The 17,537-nt window shown below is 42.2% G+C and carries 16 protein-coding genes and 2 pseudogenes; 17 read left to right on the top strand and 1 reads right to left on the bottom strand.

Annotated features, from left to right (window positions below):
- The first annotated feature begins 232 nt into the window (after positions 1-232).
- The 17 genes and pseudogenes from ACH2BK_RS00960 to ACH2BK_RS00880 all read left to right on the top strand — a co-directional run bounded on the left by ACH2BK_RS00960 (position 233) and on the right by ACH2BK_RS00880 (position 15,926).
- On the top strand, positions 233-2,215 hold the full coding sequence (locus tag ACH2BK_RS00960; protein ID WP_395001742.1) for a hypothetical protein: 1,983 nt from the start codon (positions 233-235) through the stop codon (positions 2,213-2,215).
- A 2-nt stretch (positions 2,216-2,217) separates the two neighbouring features.
- Positions 2,218-2,946 (top strand): OmpA family protein, encoded by a 729-nt coding sequence (locus ACH2BK_RS00955; RefSeq protein ID WP_395001741.1) that lies wholly within the window; start codon positions 2,218-2,220, stop codon positions 2,944-2,946.
- A gap of 62 nt (positions 2,947-3,008) precedes the next feature.
- Positions 3,009-3,143, top strand: coding sequence for a 50S ribosomal protein L34 (rpmH, locus tag ACH2BK_RS00950; protein WP_011114959.1), 135 nt, complete (start codon positions 3,009-3,011; stop codon positions 3,141-3,143).
- Positions 3,144-3,151: 8 nt separating this feature from the next.
- Positions 3,152-3,565 carry a ribonuclease P protein component gene (gene rnpA / locus ACH2BK_RS00945; protein WP_394994596.1) on the top strand — a complete coding sequence of 138 codons (414 nt, stop codon included), beginning with the start codon at positions 3,152-3,154 and terminating at the stop codon, positions 3,563-3,565.
- Complete coding sequence (yidD, locus tag ACH2BK_RS00940) at positions 3,558-3,932, top strand: membrane protein insertion efficiency factor YidD (protein WP_395001740.1); 375 nt, start codon at positions 3,558-3,560, stop codon at positions 3,930-3,932. Before rnpA ends, yidD begins: the two co-directional genes overlap by 8 nt.
- Before the next feature lie 9 nt (positions 3,933-3,941).
- On the top strand, positions 3,942-5,684 hold the full coding sequence (yidC, locus tag ACH2BK_RS00935; RefSeq protein ID WP_395001739.1) for a membrane protein insertase YidC: 1,743 nt from the start codon (positions 3,942-3,944) through the stop codon (positions 5,682-5,684).
- 16 nt (positions 5,685-5,700) lie between these two features.
- Positions 5,701-6,690 carry a Jag N-terminal domain-containing protein gene (locus ACH2BK_RS00930; protein WP_395001738.1) on the top strand — a complete coding sequence of 330 codons (990 nt, stop codon included), beginning with the start codon at positions 5,701-5,703 and terminating at the stop codon, positions 6,688-6,690.
- Entirely contained in the window at positions 6,690-8,096 is a 1,407-nt protein-coding gene (gene mnmE, locus ACH2BK_RS00925; RefSeq protein ID WP_395001737.1) for a tRNA uridine-5-carboxymethylaminomethyl(34) synthesis GTPase MnmE, read from the top strand. Before ACH2BK_RS00930 ends, mnmE begins: the two co-directional genes overlap by 1 nt.
- Before the next feature lie 67 nt (positions 8,097-8,163).
- Entirely contained in the window at positions 8,164-8,409 is a 246-nt protein-coding gene (locus ACH2BK_RS00920) for a hypothetical protein (protein WP_395001736.1), read from the top strand.
- Positions 8,399-8,635: a type II toxin-antitoxin system RelE/ParE family toxin gene (locus ACH2BK_RS00915; protein ID WP_395001735.1), complete on the top strand. Its 237-nt coding sequence runs from the start codon at positions 8,399-8,401 to the stop codon at positions 8,633-8,635. The genes ACH2BK_RS00920 and ACH2BK_RS00915 overlap by 11 nt, the downstream gene beginning before the upstream one ends.
- A gap of 163 nt (positions 8,636-8,798) precedes the next feature.
- A pseudogene (locus ACH2BK_RS00910) lies at positions 8,799-9,602 on the top strand (gamma-glutamyl-gamma-aminobutyrate hydrolase family protein); the annotation flags it as partial.
- An 80-nt stretch (positions 9,603-9,682) separates the two neighbouring features.
- A complete protein-coding gene (locus tag ACH2BK_RS00905; RefSeq protein WP_395001734.1) occupies positions 9,683-11,668 on the top strand; it encodes a GNAT family N-acetyltransferase in 1,986 nt (661 codons plus the stop codon).
- A gap of 10 nt (positions 11,669-11,678) precedes the next feature.
- Positions 11,679-12,440, top strand: a complete 762-nt coding sequence (locus tag ACH2BK_RS00900; RefSeq protein ID WP_395001733.1) for a BsaWI family type II restriction enzyme — start codon at positions 11,679-11,681, stop codon at positions 12,438-12,440.
- Positions 12,437-13,723, top strand: a complete 1,287-nt coding sequence (locus ACH2BK_RS00895; protein WP_395001732.1) for a modification methylase — start codon at positions 12,437-12,439, stop codon at positions 13,721-13,723. The genes ACH2BK_RS00900 and ACH2BK_RS00895 overlap by 4 nt, the downstream gene beginning before the upstream one ends.
- Positions 13,724-13,733: 10 nt before the next feature.
- Positions 13,734-14,372, top strand: coding sequence for a hypothetical protein (locus tag ACH2BK_RS00890; protein ID WP_395001731.1), 639 nt, complete (start codon positions 13,734-13,736; stop codon positions 14,370-14,372).
- Positions 14,373-14,837: 465 nt separating this feature from the next.
- Positions 14,838-15,737: pseudogene (gene guaA, locus ACH2BK_RS00885) on the top strand (glutamine-hydrolyzing GMP synthase); the annotation flags it as partial.
- 3 nt (positions 15,738-15,740) lie between these two features.
- Positions 15,741-15,926 carry a hypothetical protein gene (locus ACH2BK_RS00880; protein ID WP_395001730.1) on the top strand — a complete coding sequence of 62 codons (186 nt, stop codon included), beginning with the start codon at positions 15,741-15,743 and terminating at the stop codon, positions 15,924-15,926.
- A gap of 53 nt (positions 15,927-15,979) precedes the next feature.
- Here ACH2BK_RS00880 and ACH2BK_RS00875 read toward each other — a convergent pair whose 3' ends face one another.
- Entirely contained in the window at positions 15,980-17,461 is a 1,482-nt protein-coding gene (locus ACH2BK_RS00875; protein ID WP_395001871.1) for a DNA/RNA helicase domain-containing protein, read from the bottom strand.
- Positions 17,462-17,537 lie beyond the last annotated feature (76 nt).

Raw genomic sequence — 17,537 nt, 5'->3', positions numbered from 1 at the left:
AAGCAAAGCGCAGCAAAAACAGCGGCGCTTTATTCTTTTCGGGGCTAAGGGGAGCGGGGAGGGGATAAACCCCTTTTCTTTTTGCGCAAACAAGAGGCTTTGTGAATCTAGGGAATATTCGTGAGAATGTGAGTCTAAGAGGCTAGATTCTGAATCTATTTTGGATTCTATGTTTCCTTAGAATCTAGATTCTGTATTGCGTTAAATAACATCAAATTACAAGGACAAAATAATGACAATTTTTGGCATAAATATCCTCTTCACACTCTTTATGATTGGACTCTTCATATGGGACTACAAAAGCTATGCGCGCGGGATTCACAAGGATTTTAAGTCCATCATTATGAGCACGGGAGTGCTAGGGACTTTTGTGGGGATTTTTGTGGGGCTTTTGGAGTTTGACACCGCGCATTTGGAGAGCTCCGTGCCCCTGCTGCTTGATGGGCTAAAAACAGCCTTTTACACATCGATTTTGGGTATGGGGCTAGCGATTTTGCTCTCAATCATCCAAAAGCGCGCGCCCATAAAAAGCGATGAAGAGAGCAACCTAGAATACCTCGCCGCTCAAGCCCAGCACCTAGCGCATTTAGGCGCGCTGCCACGCATTCACACACGCTTAGAATCTCTGCCCACCGCAAGCGAGCTCCACAGCCTCTATGAGCGCAACAATACCTTTGTCCAAGCCCAATTTTCCCTCATCAACCACACCCTAGAGCAAGCCGTCTCACAGCTCGCCAAAGGCGCGTCCCAAGAGCTTATTGCAGCCTTAGAATCTGTGATAAAGGATTTTAATGCCAACTTGCAAAATCAGTTTGGCGAGAATTTTAAGGAGCTAAATAGCGCGGTAGTGAGGCTCCTGCAGTGGCAGGAGGAGTATAAGGGCTTTGTGCAAGAGAGCAAGGCATTGCTAAAAAGCACCCAACAAACGCTCCAGCACGCCCAAGACGCCCTCACCCATAGTGCCAAAAGCCTGCATAACATAGCCGAGCAAAACGCCAAGGCACAGGAGTTTTATACAAACAACCTACGCCTTTTGCAATCCTGCCAATCCACCAACCAACAGCTAGAATCTAACCTCGCAGCCATTGCTAGTCTGCAGCCAGATTCACAGCAATGCCTTGAAAATCTCCAAGTGTTTTTCGCGCGCGCCAAAGAGGGCAGCGAGACGGCTAAGGCAGAGATTCACACGCTGATAGAAGGCATAGAAGCCTACAGCAAATCCCTTAGTCAAAGCCTGCAAAACCACCTCCAAGAGAGCGCAACAGAGCTTAGGCAGAGCGTGGATTCACACACAAGCCTGCTTGCCACCACCCTGCACACTCATAGAGAATCTCTCGCACAGCTAGGCGATGAGAGCCTCTCAAATCTCAAATCTTTTAGCAAAGATATGCTAGCCCACAGCACACAGAGCGTGGAATCTCTGCTAAAAGATTCACTACAAGCACTCCAAGGCAGCTTTAGAGAGCTTATGCAGCATACAGCCTCGCTTGCTAGGGACTTTGGGGAGCAGGCAAAGGGGAGTTTAGATTCGCTTTTCGCACAGATTGAAAGCCTTCAAAGAGAGAGCCACGCGCTCCACACACAGAGCCTTGAGGGCTTTGCGCAGCTAAAAGATACGATCATCTCACAGCACCAAAAAATCCTAGAGCTTTTTTCCACGCAGCTCTTAGCCCTGCAGCAAAAGCACCAAAAAGCCCTAGATAGCGCACTTAGCAAGGATTTGCAAACCTATCGCACGAGTATAGATTCACTCACGCAAGGCATTTTAGAGGCTAAGACTCAAAGCCTCGAGCTAAGCAAAAGCCTGAGCGCAAACCTCCAAGAGCAGCACCAGCACACAAGTAAGCACATCAAATCCCTAGCCCTAGAATACCTCAAGGTGCTCCAAAAACTCAGCAAAGAATCTCTGCGTCTGCCTAGAGAATCTAGCGCGCAGATGATTGCGGAGTTTGGGGAGTTTCAAAGGCAGGTTTTAGAATCTATGCGCCAAACCCAAGGCGGCATAGAGCACAACGCCGCGCAGATAAGCCATCTGTATGAAGCTCTCGGACAACATATGCGCCAAGCCCTGCAGGATAATGCCGCGCTCTCGCACGATATGCGGGATTCACTGCGCGATCTCGATAAGGCGATGAGTGCGAGCGTGGATAGCTTTTGGCAAAATTATGAGTGGTTTTTGGAGCGTATCAAAGACATTATGGGCACAAGGCGATAAATATGGACAAAAAATCCTCGCACAATCATTGGATTAGTATCTCTGATATGATGGCAGGGATTATGATGATTTTTTTGCTCATTATGATCTCTTTTATGCTGCTCTCACACAAAAACCAAGAGGAGCTAAGCAAACAAAACAAAATCCTAAGTGAGATCAATGAAAAAATGCGCTCTATCGCTCAGCATTACTCCAACCTCCAAGCCGAGTTGTATGTGGATTTGCAAAAGGAGTTTGCCAAGGATTTAGCGCGCTGGGACGCGCAGATAGATATGGACAATACGATACGATTTAGAGAACCTGAAGTGCTCTTTGATACCGGCGATAGGTATGTCAAGCAGAGGTTTAAGGATATTTTGGATGATTTTTTCCCGCGCTATGTGCGCATACTCTCACTCCCCAAATACAAGGCAAATATCGAGGAGATACGCATCGAGGGGCACACCTCAAGCAGTTGGCAGAGTGCGAGCACTTTGGAGAGTCGCTATCTGGGGAATGCAGAGCTCTCGCAGGCTAGGGCGTTTGAGGTGCTTAAATATTGCTTTAACCAAAAGGCTATAGATTCACAAAAAAATTGGCTCATTGAGGTGCTGCGCGCCAATGGACTGAGCTTTGCTAAACCGCTAGAAGATGAGAGCAAATCGCGGCGCGTGGAGTTTCGCGTGATCACAAAGGCGGATAAAAATCTCCAAGCCATCGTGGATTTGAGCAAGGAGTTTGGGGCAAAATAACTTTTTTTTAAGCATTATTGTGGAAGAATTGCGAGTTTTTAAGTTAGCACAAAGGAATGATGATGAAAAGGACTTACCAACCACACAATACCCCGCGCAAGCGCACACACGGCTTTCGCGCGAGAATGAAAACCAAAAACGGGCGTCGAGTCATTAACGCAAGACGCGCTAAGGGCAGAAAGCGACTTAGCGTATAAGTGCGTGTATGGGGGCGTTGAAGGTAGATTCCCTAAAGAATAAGCGCGAGTTTGACTGCGTCTTTAGGAATGGCTCTCGCTTTGACACCCCATACTTTAGCCTCTATATCCTCTCTCTAAAATCCCCAACCCACATAATTCCCCCCAAGATGTTTAGAATCTACCAAGGCATACGAGCGCGCAAGGCTGATGTGTATTTGGGACTAAGCGTATCACGCAAGATAGGCTGCGCGCCTAAGCGCAATCTCTACAAGCGCAGAATGCGCGCGCTGTGCCAAGATGAGAGCTTTAGGGGGCTGTGCGTAGTGTTTGTGCCAAAGATTCAGATTGCAGAACTTTGCTATGGGGAGTTTGCAGCGATGTGCCACAAAGCCCTCAAATACACCCAAAAAAAGCACCAAAAGCGAGCAAATAGTGCGTAGATGGCTCTCATCGCTACTGCGCCTAGGGATTAGAATCTACCAAAAAAGCCTCTCGGTATTTTTGGGGAGGCAGTGTAGATTCTATCCGAGTTGCTCGCATTACGCGCTGTGGCTCTTTGACTTTGATAAGCCGCTTGTGGCTTTTAGCAAATCCTGTGCGCGCATCCTCTCGTGTAATCCTCTGCACCCCGGCGGGATAGACTACCCCAAAATGCGCCTTAATCTGACGCTTAGAGGGGATTCGCGAGCGTTTTTACAAAAGCGTATCAAATATTGGCTCATACCCTATAAAAATCCTATGTTTTTGGCTACAATTGCATACCCAAAACAAATACACAATCTATTTGTTATAATTAAGTCTTTTTAAAGGTTAATGATGCACTACCCCAATCCAAACCAGCATAACAACGACAACACGCCGCTAGGGCGTATTATCCTCGTGGTGGCACTTAGTATCGCGTTTTTTGGTATCTATATGGTTCTTTTCCCACCCAAGCAGCCGCCCAAACCCACACAGACACAAACCACTCAGAATCTAGAGAATGCCAAAGCACCCGCTCAAGGCACACCCGCGCCAAATAGCCTCGATAGCCTTGAGGACACTAAGGCACAAGAAGCCCGCACGCACGATCTCGCGCTTAAAGATTCACTTATCGCCATTATCCAATCCCAAGATTTTGAGATAGAGATCGACGCGCTAGGGCGTATCCGCCAAGTCTCGCTGAAGGACAAAAAATTCACACACGATGAGCAAGAGAGCCTCTTTAGCATCATCGGATCCCTGCTAGGATTTGGCAGCAGCAAAAAGGAGCATATCGAGAAGCTACCACTTTTTGGGGATTTGGAGCTAAAGCCCCTTGAGATGCGCTTTAGCGATGGTGTGATCAATCAAAAAGCCTACAACACCCCCTATGTGCTCCAAAACTCCCAAAGCCCGCGCATAGACTTTAGCGGCGAGTCCCAAACTATCATGCTCACACAGAATCTAGGCGAGGTGCGCATTAGCAAGACTTTGACTTTTTATCGCAATCTAGCCTATGATGTGCGCATAGAGGTGAGCAATCCAAATATCGAGTATTTTATCAGCAATGGTATGCGTCCTATGGGCGATAAGGATACTTACGCCTTTAGAGGCGTGCTACTCAAAAAAGAAGATGGCTCAATCCAAAAGCTCGAGGATGGCGATGGCGAGCGCAGGGACTTCCCCAAGGCGAGCTTTGTCGCGAGCGTGGATCGCTACTACACGAGCTTATTTTTCACGCCCGATGTGGCAAAGGGGCTGTATGTGAGCTTAGATTCTGATAGGAGCAAAAACCCTATGCCCTATGTGCGTGCCAATGGAGAGAGCGTGCTGCAGGGCTATATCGGTCCTAAGGATTTTAAGATTTTAGAATCTATCAACCCAAGCCTTAGCGATGTCGTGGAATATGGGATCATCACATTTTTTGCACGCTGGGTGTTTTGGCTGCTAGCGTGGCTGTATGATGTGTGCGGGAATTGGGGCTGGGCGATCGTGCTTTTGACCATCATCGTGCGCATCGTGCTCTATCCGCTAAGCTACAAGGGTATGGTGTCTATGCAAAAGCTAAAAGATTTAGCACCCAAGATGAAAGAGATCCAAGAACGCTACAAGGGCGATCCACAAAAGCTCCAAATGCATATGATGGAGCTGTATAAAAAGCACGGGGCAAATCCGCTGGGCGGGTGTTTGCCGCTGCTTTTGCAGATTCCGGTGTTTTTTGCGATTTATCGCGTGCTCTATAATGCCATCGAGCTCAAAAATTCCGAGTGGATTTTGTGGATTAACGATCTCTCAGCAATCGATCCCTACTTCGTGCTGCCGGTGCTAATGGGGGTGAGTATGTATGTCTCCCAACGCCTCACGCCCTCAAACTTCACTGATCCGATGCAAGAGAAAATTTTTAAAATGCTGCCGTGGTTTTTTATGATCTTTTTTATCATTTTCCCATTTCCAGCGGGGCTTGTGCTCTATTGGACGGTAAATAATATCTTTTCTATTATCCAGCAAATCTCTATCAACGCTATGCTAGAGCGCAAAAAACAAGCAGAGATCGCCCAGCACCACGCACAAAACCACTTCAAAGAGCACAAAAAGTAGCACAAAGGAGGCAAGTATGAAAAAAATCGTGGCTAAGACGCTCCAAGACGCGCTCCTAAAAGCCTCCGAGGAGCTGCGCTGCTCGGTGGTGGATTTGGAATATGAGATCGTGCAAAACCCTAGCAATGGGATTTTGGGCATAGGGCGCAAGGAGGCTATCATCATCGTCGATGACAAAGCGAGCAAGCCCCCACACGCGCAAACCACCCAAGCCACCCAACACGATGATACAAATGATAAAAATCCCAAAGCCGCAGAGATTCCCACACAAGTAGTATCTAGCCTGCACGAGGTGCAGGAGAAAAGCTTTGATGAAGCGATTTGGGGAGAAACAAAAGCACAAGATACAAAGCCTCACAAGCATGCTAGCTCAAGGGATTCACAAGAAGCTACAAATTTGCAAGAAGAGGCGGATTCAAAAGAGGTAAGAGATTCACAAAATCCACAAGCCACACACGCTTTGCGTGAAGCGACGCCAAGTGCGCTAGATTCTCTATCACATAGCGAACTACCGCCCAAAAGGGCGCGCACCAAGCAGCCCTACTCCAAACAAGCCTTTGATGAGATCGAGCGCGAGATTGTGGAGCTCTTTAGCTACCTGCCTTTTGAGATAGATTCTATAAAAGTGGAATTGTATAAAGAAAATGTCGTAGCCGTTACGCTCAATGGACCTGACTGCGCGCTACTCATCGGCGAGAAGGGCTATCGCTACAAGGCGATTTCTTATCTACTTTTTAATTGGATAAATCCTAAATACGGCTATGGCGTGCGCCTAGAGATCGCGGAGTTTTTGCGCAATCAAGAACAGATGATAGATGCCTATCTCGATGGGATTATCAAAATCGTGCGCACCAAGGGCGCGGCACAAACCAAAGTCCTTGATGGCGTGCTCGCCTACATCGCGCTTGGCAAACTGCGCGTGATTTTCCCGCAAAAATACATCTCATTCCGCAACAACGACGAGGGGCAACGCTACATCGTGATAGAAGACTTTAAACCCGTGTGATGCAGCTAGATTCTACAATCGTGGGCATTTCCACGGCTTCTGGGCTAGGGGCGATTGCTATCGTGCGCCTAAGTGGTGCGCGCGCGTTAGAGATCGCCCTCACGCTCTCTCATCGCACCGCTCTTGCGCCACGCCACGCCACACTTAGCTATGTGTATGATGGCTCTGCTAAACCCATAGATCAAGCTATCTTATTGTATTTCAAAGCCCCGCGGAGTTATAGCGGCGAGGATATTTGCGAGATTCACTGCCACGGCGGCGCGGTGTGTGCGAGGCTTGTGGTGGAGCGCGCGCTAGAGCTTGGCGCGGTGTGTGCGCGCAGTGGGGAATTTACCAAACGCGCGTTTTTAAATGGACGCATCGATCTCGCCCAAGCCCAAGCGATTGCCGGGCTTATCAACGCACAGAGTGCCTCTAGCGCACAGATTTTGGTGCGTCAATTACAAGGCGAAGTGAGTGCGTTTGTGGAGCAAGTGCGGGAGCGGCTTATCGAGCTGCTTGCCTATAGCGAGGCAAATATCGACTATAGCGAGGATTTGGATGAGGACACGACACTAGCGATGAGCACAAAGCTAGAATCCCTGCGCCACACACTGCAGGTGGTGCAGAGGGATTCTACACACAGGGCGGGGGCTATCGAGGGCTTTAGGCTCTGTATTGTGGGCAAGCCAAATGTGGGCAAAAGCTCCCTACTCAATGCGCTTGTGGCGTTTGATAGGGCGATTATCTCGCCGCTAGCGGGGACAACGCGCGACACGATAGAGGAGAGCCTCTACATACACGGCACGCTTGTGCGCCTCATCGATACAGCTGGAATCCGCCACAGCGAGGATAGTATCGAGCAAAGGGGCATAGAGCGATCCATCGCGGCTATGGAGAGTAGCAATATCATCATCGCGCTTTTTGATAGCTCGCGCGCGCTAGATTCAGAGGATTATGCCATATTAGATAGGCTCAAAGCCCAAGGAGCCCACACGCTCATCGTGCTAAATAAAAGTGATATGCCAAGCGCGCTAGATTCACAATCGCGCGCACTGCTTATGCGCACGCTCCACGCCTTGCCCCATCAGGCAAGCCCTAGCCTTTTAGAAATCTCAAGCAAATGCGGCAAAGACGAGGCGTTTGCCCACCTAAGCCCACATAAGGTGCTTGATGCAATCGCCAAAGTCCTAGAGGGCACGCAACAAGGCGATGCGCTTTTGCTTAGCTCAGGCTATCAGCTCGCGCAGATTAACTCCACGCTCGATGCGCTCCTCCAAGCAGCCACAAAGCTCCAAAGCGGCGAGCTAGAGCTCTTTTCTTATCATATTAATGAGGCGATTGCTGCTATTAGCGCGATCAGCAAGCCCTATGAATACACACAAATGCTTGATGCGATGTTTGGGAGTTTTTGCTTAGGGAAGTAGTCGTGGTAGCGTTTTGATACGCCGCGCGTTTTTGTTATACTTAAAGCAAATCATTAAAGGAGCGAAAATGACCCTGCAAGTGGAGATACAAGAGAAAAATAAAGAGCAAATCATCAGTGCCATTAGGCTACTGCGCGGCGTCAAGGCGGTGCAGGAAAATCAAAACACAAAAGCGACAAAGCCGCGGGAATTTACAGAAGTGGTGGAGACAAAGGCGGATTACAAAGCGTGGTTAAAGGCTAGGGAGGATTTGGCTAGGGGCGATGTGATAGACTTTGAAGAGCTAAAAAGAAAGTATGGCTATGGCATATAAAGTCAAAACAAGCAAGAGTTTTGATAAATTCTTAGCCAAACATAGCGATATACGAAACAAAGTCTTACAATCCTTTGAAACCATCGCACAAAATCCCTACCAAAACAATCTAGACATAAGCAAACTCAAAGGCGAGAGCCACAAATACCGCTTGTATGAGATTATCGATGAGATTATCCTCATTTATGCCTATAAAGCGGATTCTAGAGGCGATGTGTATAAATAGTTTTTTAAATAGTCCCAATTAGGATTTGTGGTGTGGGGATTGTTTTTGCCTGCATTGAGAAATTACCCAGCAAGGTGGCTTTAAGCTTTAAGCAAAGTTGGATTATAATTGCGCTCTTAATGTCAAGATTATACAAAAGTGAGAATCTATGAACCAAGTGCAAATGTTAGTCCTAGACTTTGGGAGTCAATACACGCAGTTAATTGCTAGGCGGCTTAGAGAATTTGGCGTTTATACGGAAATCGTGCCCTACTTTGAAAAGATAGAATCTATAAGAGCCAAAAATCCTAAGGGTATAATTCTAAGCGGAGGACCGGCAAGCGTGTATGAAAAGGACGCTTACAAGCCGGATTCTAAGGTGTTTGAGTTAGGAATTCCTGTGCTTGGAATCTGCTATGGTATGCAGTATATTGCTTATCATTTTGGCGGGGAAGTGGTGAGGGCAAAGGAACAAGAATTTGGCAAGGCAAAGCTAGAGCTTATAGGAAATGGCTCATTGGAGGGGCATTCAGCTTTTAGCGATAAATCGTTGAATCTGCACTCGGATTTTCGGTCACTTACGTCTAGTAAGCTCCCTCAATCCTCGCTTGATAGCAACGATTTCTCATCTAAAATCTTAGAATGCCAAAAAAATGGCATATTGCAGGAAAATCTTACGCAAGATACTAGAATTTCTAATAACAATACAGAATCTAAAAATACACAAGAAACAACGCCACTCTTTAATGGTGTAAAAAATGATTCTATTGTATGGATGTCCCACGCTGACAAGGTGGAAAAAATCCCGCAAGGCTTTGTGGAGTTAGCAAAAAGCGGCAACACGCATTACTGCGTCATAGCGGATTTTAATCGTCAAATTTATGCCTTGCAGTTTCACCCCGAAGTCGTGCATAGCGAGTGCGGCGCACAGATTCTAAAAAACTTTGCAGTGGGCATTTGTGGGGCAAACACAGATTGGAATATGAAAAATTTCATCGCTTATGAGATAGCAAAAATCCGCAAAATCACGGGGCTAGAATCTAATCCACAGGACTAGCAGGAATAGATATGCAAAACTCCCCAAGCCTCTTTCATAAAATCAAAGATATAAAAGAAAAGAAGCGGATTTTTGCCTTGTGGCAGGAGAGCTTTATAAAGGCTCATAGCTTTATGGGGGAGGCTTTGCTAGAGCGTATCGCTAGGGATTTGTGGCAACGCGTGCAAAAGGCGGAGTGTTTTTTGGCGCAAATCCTTACGCAAAGGGATAGCACAGATTCTAAAGGCAGCAAGGATTCTCTCACAGCCTTTGGAATCTACACTCTGTGTGGGGATAGCTGCCATTTTGAGTGCTACCTCATCGATAGGAATGTATCGCAAACTAAGGCGATACAGGCATTCTGTGCAAGTATCAAAGCCACGCATAGCAAGGTGCGGAGATTCTTAACGCAGTGGGATACACACGACACAAAGGGCTTGCAAGCCTTTAGCAAGCTGGGCTTTATACAGAGTGCAGTTAGCAAGGATACATTAGATTCTAAAGATATGGTGGCGTTGTGTTTGGAAGCTGACAAAGTGGATTGGGAAGATTCTAAGGTTATAGAATCTAAAAGCAATCAAGGGCGAAGCATTACAGATTCTGACATTATAGAATCTACGAAGCCAAACGACAGGGGATTGGTAGATTCTAAAAGGAGAGATTTTCAAGGGCACAATGTTTTGGATTCTAAAAACACGCAGCCAACAGGCGATTTGCAGGCGGAAGGATTTTCGAGGGATTTTGGTGGTTTTTCAAGTGAGTGTGCAGGGAGCTACCTAAACGGTAGTGACCAAACACGAACGCAGAAATCCGCCAAAAGCACCGAAAAGCCAACGCCTTTACAAAGGTGTGGCTGGATTTATCAGGGTTATAACACTAAAGACTACGCCACGCAAAAACTCTACCAAAACTACCACGACTTTGAGTGGGGAGTGCCGCAGTATGAGGATAAGCGGCTCTTTGAGCAGCTCGTGCTAGAGGGTATGCAAGCGGGGCTATCGTGGATTACGATTTTAAAAAATCGTGAGGCTTTGCGGGCGGCTTTTGGGGGCTTTGAGCCTGCTATCGTGGCGGGGTATGATGAGGCAAAAATACAATCCCTTATGGCAAATACTGCGATTATCCGCAATCGCGCTAAGATAGGATCGGCCATCAACAACGCCAAGCGGTTTTTGGAAGTGCAAGCTGAGTTTGGGAGCTTTGCGAGCTTTATCTGGGGCTATGTGGGTGGGAAGCCCATTACCAATCATTTTGAGAATCTAGCGGAGATCCCCACCCGCACGCCGCTTTCTGATACAATCACTAGGGATTTAAAAAGGCGTGGCTTTAGCTTTGTAGGCAGCGTGGGGATTTATGCGTTTATGCAGTCTGTGGGGATGGTGTGTGATCATTTGGTGAGTTGTGCGTTTCACCCCGAGAATGCGGGTAAAAAAGAGGGTTGCAAACCCTATATCTTAGAAACAGAGCGAGTGTATTTGCGACGCTATAGAGATGAGGACTTGGAGGCTTTGCATAGAATTTTAAGCGATGAAGAGACGATGTATGCTTGGGGGCACGGCTTTAGCATCGATGAAAGTAGAGAGTGGCTAGAGAGGCAACTTGCAAGCTACCAAACACAGGGCTTTGGACGCTGGGCGGTGGTGGATAAAACAAGCGGAGAGATTATCGGCGATGCAGGGTTAAAAAGAGAATTGGAACTCACAAAGGAGCTTAAAATACAAGGAAAAATCACAGAATTTGCTTACCTTTTGAAAAAGGAGCATTGGGGGAAAGGACTAGGCACAGAGATAGCCCTTGCAGTAAGGGACTATGCCTTTACAAATTTAGGCTTAAGCAAGGTGTATTGCCTAGTAAAAACGGATAATGTAGCCTCTATAAAAGTCGCTAAAAAGCTTAAAGGGGAGCTTTTGGGCGAGCATATCAAAATCTATCAAGACAGGGAGTTGCCACACTATGTCTTTGAATGCAAAAATGCCGAGATTGTGTTTGAGTGCGAAAGAGTGGATAAAAATGTTTAGGGAATAAAAGATGAAAAATAAAATATTAAATAGAGTAGAGTTAAAGACTTTACAAGACATAGAATCTAAATATTATATGAAACCAATGCTAGATTCTATATCTCAAGATATTGCAAATAAGAAAATACAATGGCACAAAGTTTTTGATAATCTGTATTTTTATCTTGTTACTTCAAAAGATGAGGTAGAAAGCCTTATCCAAACAAGAGTGCAGAAAGGCGCGATACATAATGCTTCCCAAGCTAGAAAAAGTATAGCAGGACAAGCCTTTAGCAATCTAATAGTTTGGACTTTTTTAAAAAATAAAGAGCGAGGACATATCAAGCAAAGTATTTATATCACTTCTAAAATCTCACAACTTCCAAAATGGCAAGAGCTTTTTTTGATACAAGTAGGCGAAGAGACGCAAAAACCTGATGTGGATTTAGTCATATATAGCCTAGATTCTACTAATGATTTACAAAAATGTCTTATTTTATCCCTTAAAACCTCATTGCGTGAAAGGGCTGGACAAACTTACAAATGGAAGCTTTTAATGGAAATAGCCAATACAGAATCTAGCATTAAAGAAAAATATAATATCGCTTATAATCCGCCTATCACACCTTTGGTATGCTTTGCGACTGTGAATTTTTATAATGAGATTAACAATCCTCAACATAGAGGAATGTTTAAGTTTTTTGATTGTGCTTTTATCGGCAAGAATATACAAGCTCAAAATTTTATCAAGCCTTTAAGCTATCTTATTGACTATATAAACGAGAATTTATGACACTTTTACAAAATACTCCGCATAAGGATTATAATCAAGATTCTATTACGCTTTTTACACAAGATTCTGGCGTTGATAATTCTAAATACGACTTTTTAGGGCAATCTTATTCTACACTCTATCCAAATTTACATAAATACCCCGCTACAATGCTACCTCAAATCGGGCTAGAACTCCTTAAAGATTTTAAGGTAAAAAAGACAAATTTACTTGACCCCTATTGTGGCAGTGGCTCTAGCTTTGTGAGTGGGCTAGAGTATGGTATCAAAGACTTTGTGGGCTTTGATTTAAATCCTTTAGCAATACGCATTTCAAAGGCAAAGATTACCTTTATAGAATCTAACTATCTTTTGCAAGAAAAACAAAAACTTTTGCGACAAATCCACGCACAAACGCAAATATCCTTAAATTCTAATCCTCTAGCAAATATTACAAATTGTGATTTTTGGATAAGCAAAGAATCTCAAAAAGATTTAGTTTATATTTTTTTTTGCATTATGCAGTGCAAAAATGAGGCTTTGCAAAATCTCTTTATCCTTGCTTTTAGTGAGACACTACGAGAGGTAAGCTACACAAGGAATAATGAATTTAAACTTTTTAGAATGAAAGATTATGAAAGCTATAAGCCCGATGTGTACGAAGTTTTTAGTAAAAACTTAGAATCTCTTATTAAAAATTATCTAGATTTTTATCAGCCAAAGTTACGAGAGATAAAGTCCTTGCTTATCAACTCAAACTTTAAAGCGACAAAACAAAAATTTGACAGCATTCTCACAAGCCCACCATATGGAGATTCTAAAACCACAGTGGCTTATGGACAGTTTAGCACCTTTATCAATGAATGGCTAGGCTTTAGGGAAGCTAGAAGGCTAGATTCTAAACTTATGGGAGGAAAAAAGGCAAAGAATCTCTATCAAAAGGGTGTAATGCGTGAGTATATCACAGAGATTAATAAAAAAGATTCTAAAAGGGCATTGGAGGCTTCTAGCTTTTATTTTGACTTGCAAAAGAGTGTTGAAGGTTTAATAGATTCTATAAATACACAGGGCAAGGTGTTTTTTATCGTAGGTAATCGCAAGGTAAAGGGCATTGAATTGCCTACTGATGCTTTTATTGCGGAAGTCTTTTGTCAAAATAGCTTTAGACATTTAGAGACTATTAAGCGAAAAATATCCAATAAATCAATGCCACTTAAAAATTCTCCAACAAATAGAGCTGGAATCTTGTCTGATACGATGAGTTATGAATATATCGTAGTGTGTGAAAAATTTAAATTTACATAAAGGAGCAAAAATGCAAAATTTAAGAGGAAAAAAAGCAAAAACAACATTTGTACAAAATTATGAAAATATTAAAGTGTTAGCTTACCGCGTATTACTAAATGGTGATACAAGAAAGAATCAATGTGGTGGTAAATTAACAGATAAATATTACCATTTCAGTGCTACTTGTAAAAAAACACTAAAAACAGAATATTTTTTTCTTGGATATGATTGTGCTCATCAATTAATGCAAATGTTACATATTCCAATCAATTCCATAAAACTTTTTAATCCTTTTAGACAAGAATGCAGCAGTGCAAAACCATCAAATCATTCTGACGCAAATGATAATCATATGCATTTTACAGCTTTAGGTATTGAGCTTTTTGAGTTGGCAAATCTGATATGTGTAGGATTAAAGCTAAAAAATACAGATATTATATATAATATCGAAAAAGAGCTTTATGAAAATCCACTCAAAGATCCTCCACCAATAAATTTTAAAAAACTCAATACAATACTTATAAAATATAAAAATACTATACAAAATATTGTTGATGATTTACAAAAAAATAATAAAGAATTTAGAAAATTTGACTTCACAGCAGCAAGAGATTATCTTAAAGAATATTTTAAAGAGATCCGTTGTGAAGATAAGATACAATTTTAAAAGTGTTATCAGAATATTGAAATTAAAGGTTTGATATTGCATAGAAAACACAAATTAGCATTTTAAGGCTTAATTTTTTATAATTTAAACCTTAAAACTGAAAAATAAAAAATTTAGAAAGGATGTAAAGAAATGAATAAAAAAGATTTTAAAAATACAAATTTTAAAAAGAAAAGCGTTGTAGAAAGAGAGAATTCTCAAAGACAAAAGATTGAGGGTATTAAAACAAAAGCAGAATTTGGCAGTAATGTAAAGAGAGAAAAAATAAATGCACAGACAACTTATAAGCGGCAGTATCTTGGAGATAAAATCGGGGCTTTTTCGTTTCGCTCCGCTACACATCACTGCAAGCAGAAGCAAAGTGAGGCGAGGAAGTTACCTCAAACGGTAATGACCGAAGCTGGGGGCGAACAATCGCCGATTTTAGCCCAAGAGACAACGCCACAAAAAAAGCCAACGCCCTCTAAAGTATTGTGTGCTGTAAGTGGAGGTGTGGATTCTAGCGTTGTAGCCACGCTTTTATACAGAGCCATTGGCGAGAATGTAATCCCTATCTTTGTGGATACCGGGCTATTACGAAAAGGCGAGAGAGAAGCGGTTGAAAAGATGTTTAAAGAGAATTTAAAAGTGCCTTTGATAACAGTCGATGCGAGTGAGGAGTTTTTAGGGCTTTTAAAGGGCGTAAGAGAGCCAGAGCTTAAGCGTAAAATCATCGGTGAAACTTTCATCAAAGTCTTTGAAAGAGAGGCAAAAAAGCATAATGCTAAGGGCGAGATAAAATTCCTAGCACAAGGCACACTTTATCCCGATGTGATAGAATCGGTAAGTGTGAAGGGACCTAGCAAGACGATAAAGTCTCATCACAATGTCGGCGGGCTGCCTGAATGGATGAAATTTGAGCTTATCGAGCCGCTGCGTGAGCTTTTTAAGGACGAGGTGAGGGCTTTAGGGCGAGAGCTTGGTATGCCTGAATCTATGCTAATGCGCCACCCTTTTCCCGGACCCGGCCTTGCCATACGCATAATGGGCGAGGTTACGAAGCAGGACTTAGACTTACTGCGAGAAGCCGATTCTATCTTTATCGAGGAGCTGCATAAGTGGAATTTATACGATAAGGTTTGGCAAGCCTTTTGTGTGCTTTTAAATGTGCGAAGCGTTGGCGTAATGGGCGATAACCGCACTTATGATAATACCGTGTGCGTAAGGGCAGTGGAAGCCTTAGACGGAATGACGGCTACTTTTTCACACCTGCCCCACGAGTTTTTAGAATCTGTAAGCAACCGTATAATAAACGAGGTTGCGGGTATAAATAGAGTAGTCTATGACATCACTAGCAAACCACCCGGAACCATTGAGTGGGAGTGAGAAATGGATAATAAAACTACACAATTAATATGTTCTCTAGCAACTTGGAGAAGCTTAAGAAAGCAAAATAAAACACAAAATGATGTTCTTGAAGTTTTTTGTAAGGATATTGTTTGTCAATATTTTACCCATTTCTCTTTTAGCTCTAAAGATATTGCACAAGAGCTAAAGGATAATTCAAGAACATAACATGCTGCAATTCAAATAGGATAATATATGTATTTTAAAATGAAGCCATCGTCTTAGTTTTCATACAGAATCTGCACACAATTTTTATAAACTTCCGGATTGTTAATAATGACTACCATAAGTTCTTTTCTAGTTCTTGTAATAGCCTGAAAAAGTGTTTGTGTTGCTGAGTAGTAAGAGCGACTCCTATAACCCAATCGCCCATCTTCTGTATGATAAAAATCCTCTGTTATTGTTACTAGCACTTTATCAAATTCTTGTCCGATTGATTTATGAGAGCTTATGTTAGAATCAAAACGCACATCATCTAACTTTTCCTTATAATACATACTTGTTGTAAGATATATATGTTCATAACCTTTCTTTTCAACTAAATGTTTAATATACTCTTTTGCTTGATTTGTATCCGCCATATAGCGTAATGATATATTGTGATAATCTCCTTGATAAGAATTATCTGTTTTGATTTTTTGTAAATTAAACAATTTAGTAATAAAAGAAACGATTTCCTGATTATATCTAATTTTCTTACCTAGCTTCGTCTTATAATCTGCAATACTTTCAACATACTCAACAACTTCTTCTGCTTTATTATGAGGATTTAGTTTTTGCTTTACATCGTGAGAAAAAATGATGCATTTTTGATTTTTAGCTTTTTCTACAAATTCTTTTAATTCACTCAACCTCACCCTATGTACCTCATCAAAAATAATAATATCTATTTCGGGCTTTATATCATAATTAAAATCCTTAATTGTAGATATTTTCCAGCCATTTTCTTTGAGTGTTTCTATACCACCATTGCTAGAAGCACAATGAACAATCATAACTCCTTTTTCTTTTAAAGTTTTAGCCAAATGATAAATTAGCAAAGTCTTACCAGTTCCAGCTGAACCGGCAATAGAACATATGCTATAAGGATTACACTCTAGTTGCTTTAAGATTTCCTTTTCTATTTTTTCTTGATGACTTGTTAAAAAATATTTATTTTCAAGAAAAGACTTAGTGTTATTAAGTGGCGATATAAGGTAATTTGATGGCACAAATAAATCATTTGGATAGGCAATGTCATCTTGCACTTCCTTAAGCGCCTTGACTATTTCTGCAATATCGACTTTAAGCAATTCATTATTGTCATATTGATATACACTTTTATCTTCCGCTATAAATGTAAAACAATAGATTTTTCTATCCAAAAAAGACAGATAGTAATAATTTCTTTGTAGTTGCTTTAAAATTCTTTCTTCATCAATGTTTTTAGACTTTAATTCTATATTTACAATACTTGTTTTGCCTATCCTAAGTAGGTCAAATTCTTTATTGATTTGTGGTATTTTATAATTTAGATAAAAATTTTCAACACAATGATAATCTTTTTCTAAAGACAAAATCATATCATACAGCAAACACAAATCCTTCTGTTCGTTGTCTTTTGTTCCTTCAAGTCCTGTGTATTTTTTTACTTCGGGATTATCATTTACAAGCTCTAAGTTAATAATATTAGCAATATTTAATAAATTTACCTTTTTAAGCACCAATGCATTCCTAAAATAAAATTTTGTATTATGTAAGTATAACATATATCTTGATTTTATTTGGAGCATTGTAAAT

The sequence above is a fragment of the uncultured Helicobacter sp. genome (genome assembly GCF_949282165.1).
Classification (GTDB): Bacteria; Campylobacterota; Campylobacteria; order Campylobacterales; family Helicobacteraceae; genus Helicobacter_F.
This window is presented reverse-complemented; position numbering and strand designations above follow the sequence as displayed.

What these genes read in the sequence shown, in the direction of transcription:
- yidC (WP_395001739.1), top strand. Translation starts at nt 3,942, where the DNA reads ATGCACTACCCCAATCCAAACCAGCATAACAACGACAACACGCCGCTA.
- ACH2BK_RS00880 (WP_395001730.1), top strand. Translation starts at nt 15,741, where the DNA reads ATGGATAATAAAACTACACAATTAATATGTTCTCTAGCAACTTGGAGA.
- ACH2BK_RS00955 (WP_395001741.1), top strand. Translation starts at nt 2,218, where the DNA reads ATGGACAAAAAATCCTCGCACAATCATTGGATTAGTATCTCTGATATG.
- ACH2BK_RS00900 (WP_395001733.1), top strand. Translation starts at nt 11,679, where the DNA reads ATGAAAAATAAAATATTAAATAGAGTAGAGTTAAAGACTTTACAAGAC.
- rpmH (WP_011114959.1), top strand. Translation starts at nt 3,009, where the DNA reads ATGAAAAGGACTTACCAACCACACAATACCCCGCGCAAGCGCACACAC.
- ACH2BK_RS00930 (WP_395001738.1), top strand. Translation starts at nt 5,701, where the DNA reads ATGAAAAAAATCGTGGCTAAGACGCTCCAAGACGCGCTCCTAAAAGCC.
- ACH2BK_RS00920 (WP_395001736.1), top strand. Translation starts at nt 8,164, where the DNA reads ATGACCCTGCAAGTGGAGATACAAGAGAAAAATAAAGAGCAAATCATC.
- rnpA (WP_394994596.1), top strand. Translation starts at nt 3,152, where the DNA reads ATGGGGGCGTTGAAGGTAGATTCCCTAAAGAATAAGCGCGAGTTTGAC.
- ACH2BK_RS00915 (WP_395001735.1), top strand. Translation starts at nt 8,399, where the DNA reads ATGGCATATAAAGTCAAAACAAGCAAGAGTTTTGATAAATTCTTAGCC.
- mnmE (WP_395001737.1), top strand. Translation starts at nt 6,690, where the DNA reads ATGCAGCTAGATTCTACAATCGTGGGCATTTCCACGGCTTCTGGGCTA.
- ACH2BK_RS00890 (WP_395001731.1), top strand. Translation starts at nt 13,734, where the DNA reads ATGCAAAATTTAAGAGGAAAAAAAGCAAAAACAACATTTGTACAAAAT.
- ACH2BK_RS00905 (WP_395001734.1), top strand. Translation starts at nt 9,683, where the DNA reads ATGCAAAACTCCCCAAGCCTCTTTCATAAAATCAAAGATATAAAAGAA.
- ACH2BK_RS00895 (WP_395001732.1), top strand. Translation starts at nt 12,437, where the DNA reads ATGACACTTTTACAAAATACTCCGCATAAGGATTATAATCAAGATTCT.
- ACH2BK_RS00960 (WP_395001742.1), top strand. Translation starts at nt 233, where the DNA reads ATGACAATTTTTGGCATAAATATCCTCTTCACACTCTTTATGATTGGA.